At 48.1% G+C, this 4,877-nt stretch carries 4 protein-coding genes and 5 pseudogenes; 5 read left to right on the top strand and 4 right to left on the bottom strand.

The window, feature by feature from the left end; genetic code table 11:
- From FYJ34_RS00090 to FYJ34_RS00075, 5 genes and pseudogenes are all read left to right on the top strand, one after another.
- On the top strand, nucleotides 1-210 hold a 210-nt coding region (locus FYJ34_RS00090; RefSeq protein WP_173017030.1), incomplete at its 5' end, for an iron-sulfur cluster assembly scaffold protein.
- 15 nt (nucleotides 211-225) lie between these two features.
- Nucleotides 226-1,318, top strand: a pseudogene (mnmA, locus tag FYJ34_RS14990) (tRNA 2-thiouridine(34) synthase MnmA).
- Nucleotides 1,319-1,403: 85 nt separating this feature from the next.
- Nucleotides 1,404-1,595: a PHP domain-containing protein gene (locus FYJ34_RS13780; protein ID WP_334296358.1), complete on the top strand. Its 192-nt coding sequence runs from the start codon at nucleotides 1,404-1,406 to the stop codon at nucleotides 1,593-1,595.
- Nucleotides 1,571-2,116: a histidinol-phosphatase HisJ family protein gene (locus FYJ34_RS00080; protein WP_330582411.1), complete on the top strand. Its 546-nt coding sequence runs from the start codon at nucleotides 1,571-1,573 to the stop codon at nucleotides 2,114-2,116. Before FYJ34_RS13780 ends, FYJ34_RS00080 begins: the two co-directional genes overlap by 25 nt.
- A gap of 115 nt (nucleotides 2,117-2,231) precedes the next feature.
- Nucleotides 2,232-2,471: pseudogene (locus FYJ34_RS00075) on the top strand (glyceraldehyde 3-phosphate dehydrogenase NAD-binding domain-containing protein); the annotation flags it as partial.
- 3 nt (nucleotides 2,472-2,474) lie between these two features.
- Here FYJ34_RS00075 and FYJ34_RS00070 read toward each other — a convergent pair.
- From FYJ34_RS00070 to FYJ34_RS00055, 4 genes and pseudogenes are all read right to left on the bottom strand, one after another.
- Nucleotides 2,475-2,642: pseudogene (locus FYJ34_RS00070) on the bottom strand (glyceraldehyde 3-phosphate dehydrogenase NAD-binding domain-containing protein); the annotation flags it as partial.
- A gap of 115 nt (nucleotides 2,643-2,757) precedes the next feature.
- Nucleotides 2,758-3,497, bottom strand: a pseudogene (locus FYJ34_RS00065) (histidinol-phosphatase HisJ family protein).
- Nucleotides 3,498-3,556: 59 nt separating this feature from the next.
- Nucleotides 3,557-4,644: pseudogene (gene mnmA / locus FYJ34_RS14985) on the bottom strand (tRNA 2-thiouridine(34) synthase MnmA).
- Nucleotides 4,645-4,659: 15 nt separating this feature from the next.
- Nucleotides 4,660-4,877, bottom strand: a 218-nt coding sequence (locus FYJ34_RS00055) for an iron-sulfur cluster assembly scaffold protein (RefSeq protein WP_173017029.1), incomplete at its 5' end; no start/stop codon positions are given.

Raw genomic sequence — 4,877 nt, 5'->3', positions numbered from 1 at the left:
TCCATCCAGGAAGCGATGGCGATCACTAACAAAGCAGTGATGGAGGCGCTGGACGGACTGCCGCCGGTAAAGGTACACTGCTCTTTGCTGGCAGAGGAGGCCATCCATGCGGCGTTGTGGGATTATGCGGAGAAACACCAGATAAAGATCGAAGGGCTGGAAAAGCCAAAGTCGGATATTCATGAAGAGGAAGAAGAGGAAGAATATTAAATTTCGGGAGACAACATGAATCGAAAAAAAGTAGTGGTAGGCATGTCCGGAGGAGTTGACTCCTCTGTGGCTGCCTATTTATTAAAAGAGGAAGGATATGACGTGATCGGCGTCACGATGCAGATCTGGCAGGATGAGGACAGGACTTTTCAGGAAGAGCAGGGAGGATGCTGCGGGCTGAGTGCGGTAGACGATGCCAGACGGGTGGCGGCAGCCATCGGCATCCCACATTATGTGATGAACTTTAAAAAAGAATTTAAGGAGAAGGTCATAGACTATTTTCTGGAAGAATATCTGCAGGGAAGAACGCCAAATCCCTGTATTGCCTGTAATCGCCATGTCAAATGGGACTCCCTGCTGAAAAGAAGCATGGATATCGGAGCGGATTATATTGCAACCGGCCATTATGCAAGGATTGTCAGCCTGCCCAACGGACGCCGGTCCATCCGAACTTCCGTTACGAAAGGGAAGGATCAGACCTACGCCCTGTATAATCTGACCCAGGAGCAGCTGGCAAGAACGCTGATGCCTGTGGGAGATTACCATAAGGAGGAGATTCGGGAGATCGCGCAGAAGATTTCCCTTCGGATCGCCAAAAAAACCGGACAGTCAGGACATCTGTTTCGTTCCGGACGGAGACTATGCAGGATATATTGAACAGAACACGGACAAGGGAAGCTGTCCCGGAAATTTTGTGCTGAAGGACGGAACAGTGGTGGGAAAACACAAAGGGATCGTGCATTATACTGTGGGACAGAGAAAGGGACTGGGGATCGCTTTGGGATTTCCGGTTTTTGTTCTGGAGATACGGCCGCAGACCAATGAAGTTGTTCTGGGGAAGAAGGAGGATACACTGTCTACCCACATCAGGATCGGGGAATTAAATCTCATGTCAGAAGAACGGTTTCCCCGGAACAAGACTTTGTGGGGAAAGATCCGATATAATCACAAAGGAGGCCGGTGCCGCCATCGAACAGGTGGATGAAGGGGAAGCTGTCTGTATTTTGAAGAACCGCAGGGAGCGGCGGCTCCGGGGCAGGCGCTGGTTCTTTATGACAACGAACTGGTGGTAGGCGGCGGCGTGATCCGGAAAGGGTGGATCCTATGAGGGCGGACGTACATATGCACACTGCATTTTCCCATGATTCCCAGGCGAAACCGGAGGAAATGATGAGGGTGCGATCCAAAAACAGATGAAAAAAATATGTCTGACCGATCACTTTGACAAGGATGATATGGAATGGGGAGAAGAGTGTATTTTCCCTGTGGAGGAATATTTCAAGGCGCTGCAGCCCTTAAAAGAAGCGTACCGGGATAAAATAGACGTGGGAATCGGGGTGGAACTGGACTTCGTCCTTATCTGGGAAAGTATTACAGGGAACTGACAGCTTCTCATCCTTTTGATTTTATCATAGGATCCGTTCACTGCATCCAGGGAGAGGATCCTGCCAAGGGAGTACTGTTTCAAGGAAAGACAGATATGGAGGTTTACAAACAGGCGATGGAAGCGAATCTGGCTTCTGTAAGGGCCTGTGAAGAATTTGATGTTCTGGGGCATCTGGATTATGTGGTCCGGTATGGACGGGAGAAGGAAGGAAGCTACCGGCTGGAGCCTCTGATGGAGATCATCGATGAGATCCTGCGCCTTCTTGTAGACAGAAGACAGGGACTGGAGGTAAATACGGCCGGACTGAAATACGGACTTTCCTTTCCACACCCACACAAAAGGATCCTGCAAAGATACAGGGAGCTGGGCGGAGAGATCATTACCATGGGCTCGGATGCACACAGTCCGGAGCACATCGGATATCGGTTTACGCAAGGAGTAGAGTACCTGAAAGCGTGTGGTTTTAAATATTACACAGAATTTTCTTCCAGAATACCGGTTTTTAAGCAACTTCCATAAAAATGGGAAATTTACTTGAAATGTTGTATCAAATTTAGTACAATATCACAGAAGTTGAAGTGTTTTTTACAGTTCGAATTTCAAATACTAGGAAAAACTTTAGGAGGATTGGATCATGGCAGTAAAAGTGGCAATTAATGGTTTTGGACGAATCGGACGTCTGGCATTCAGACAGATGTTCGGAGCAGAGGGATATGAGGTTGTAGCGATCAATGACCTGACATCTCCGGCTATGCTGGCTCATTTGTTAAAATATGATTCTTCACAGGGAAGATATGCTTTGGCAGATAAGGTGGAAGCGACAGAAGATTCTATCGTGGTAGACGGAAAAGAGATCAAGATCTATGCAAAAGCAAAGCAAGCCATATCTTCCCTGTGAAGAATCATATTTTAACAAATGAGCCAGCATAGCCGGAGATGTCAGGTCATTGATCGCTACAACCTCATATCCCTCTGCTCCGAACATCTGTCTGAATGCCAGACGTCCGATTCGTCCAAAACCATTAATTGCCACTTTTACTGCCATGATCCAATCCTCCTAAAGTTTTTCCTAGTATTTGAAATTCGAACTGTAAAAAACACTTCAACTTCTGTGATATTGTACTAAATTTGATACAACATTTCAAGTAAATTTCCCATTTTTATGGAAGTTGCTTAAAAAACCGGTATTCTGGAAGAAAATTCTGTGTAATATTAAAACCACACGCTTTCAGGTACTCTACTCCTTGCGTAAACCGATATCCGATGTGCTCCGGACTGTGTGCATCCGAGCCCATGGTAATGATCTCTCCGCCCAGCTCCCTGTATCTTTGCAGGATCCTTTTGTGTGGGTGTGGAAAGGAAAGTCCGTATTTCAGTCCGGCCGTATTTACCTCCAGTCCCTGTCTTCTGTCTACAAGAAGGCGCAGGATCTCATCGATGATCTCCATCAGAGGCTCCAGCCGGTAGCTTCCTTCCTTCTCCCGTCCATACCGGACCACATAATCCAGATGCCCCAGAACATCAAATTCTTCACAGGCCCTTACAGAAGCCAGATTCGCTTCCATCGCCTGTTTGTAAACCTCCATATCTGTCTTTCCTTGAAACAGTACTCCCTTGGCAGGATCCTCTCCCTGGATGCAGTGAACGGATCCTATGATAAAATCAAAAGGATGAGAAGCTGTCAGTTCCCTGTAATACTTTCCCAGATAAGGACGAAGTCCCAGTTCCACCCCGATTCCCACGTCTATTTTATCCCGGTACGCTTCTTTTAAGGGCTGCAGCGCCTTGAAATATTCCTCCACAGGGAAAATACACTCTTCTCCCCATTCCATATCATCCTTGTCAAAGTGATCGGTCAGACATATTTTTTCATCTGTTTTTGGATCGCACCCTCAATCATTTCCTCCGGTTTCGCCTGGGAATCATGGGAAAATGCAGTGTGCATATGTACGTCCGCCCTCATAGGATCCACCCTTTCCGGATCACGCCGCCGCCTACCACCAGTTCGTTGTCATAAAGAACCAGCGCCTGCCCGGAGCCGCCGCTCCCTGCGGTTCTTCAAAAATACAGACAGCTTCCCCTTCATCCACCTGTTCGATGCGGCACCGGCCTCCTTTGTGATTATATCGGATCTTTCCCCACAAAGTCTTGTTCCGGGGAAACCGTTCTTCTGACATGAGATTTAATTCCCGATCCTGATGTGGGTAGACAGTGTATCCTCCTTCTTCCCCAGAACAACTTCATTGGTCTGCGGCCGTATCTCCAGAACAAAAACCGGAAATCCCAAAGCGATCCCCAGTCCCTTTCTCTGTCCCACAGTATAATGCACGATCCCTTTGTGTTTTCCCACCACTGTTCCGTCCTTCAGCACAAAATTTCCGGGACAGCTTCCCTTGTCCGTGTTCTGTTCAATATATCCTGCATAGTCTCCGTCCGGAACGAAACAGATGTCCTGACTGTCCGGTTTTTTGCGATCCGAAGGGAAATCTTCTGCGCGATCTCCCGAATCTCCTCCTTATGGTAATCTCCCACAGGCATCAGCGTTCTTGCCAGCTGCTCCTGGGTCAGATTATACAGGGCGTAGGTCTGATCCTTCCCTTTCGTAACGGAAGTTCGGATGGACCGGCGTCCGTTGGGCAGGCTGACAATCCTTGCATAATGGCCGGTTGCAATATAATCCGCTCCGATATCCATGCTTCTTTTCAGCAGGGAGTCCCATTTGACATGGCGATTACAGGCAATACAGGGATTTGGCGTTCTTCCCTGCAGATATTCTTCCAGAAAATAGTCTATGACCTTCTCCTTAAATTCTTTTTTAAAGTTCATCACATAATGTGGGATGCCGATGGCTGCCGCCACCCGTCTGGCATCGTCTACCGCACTCAGCCCGCAGCATCCTCCCTGCTCTTCCTGAAAAGTCCTGTCCTCATCCTGCCAGATCTGCATCGTGACGCCGATCACGTCATATCCTTCCTCTTTAATAAATAGGCAGCCACAGAGGAGTCAACTCCTCCGGACATGCCTACCACTACTTTTTTTCGATTCATGTTGTCTCCCGAAATTTAATATTCTTCCTCTTCTTCCTCTTCATGAATATCCGACTTTGGCTTTTCCAGCCCTTCGATCTTTATCTGGTGTTTCTCCGCATAATCCCACAACGCCGCATGGATGGCCTCCTCTGCCAGCAAAGAGCAGTGTACCTTTACCGGCGGCAGTCCGTCCAGCGCCTCCATCACTGCTTTGTTAGTGATCGCCATCGCTTCCTGGATGGATTTGCCTT

This window comes from Suipraeoptans intestinalis (genome assembly GCF_009696485.1).
Classification (GTDB): Bacteria; Bacillota; Clostridia; order Lachnospirales; family Lachnospiraceae; genus Suipraeoptans; species Suipraeoptans intestinalis.
This window is presented reverse-complemented; position numbering and strand designations above follow the sequence as displayed.

Excerpts from the sequence above, each read along its gene's own strand:
- FYJ34_RS13780 (WP_334296358.1), top strand. The coding sequence starts at position 1,404 with ATGAAAAAAATATGTCTGACCGATCACTTTGACAAGGATGATATGGAA.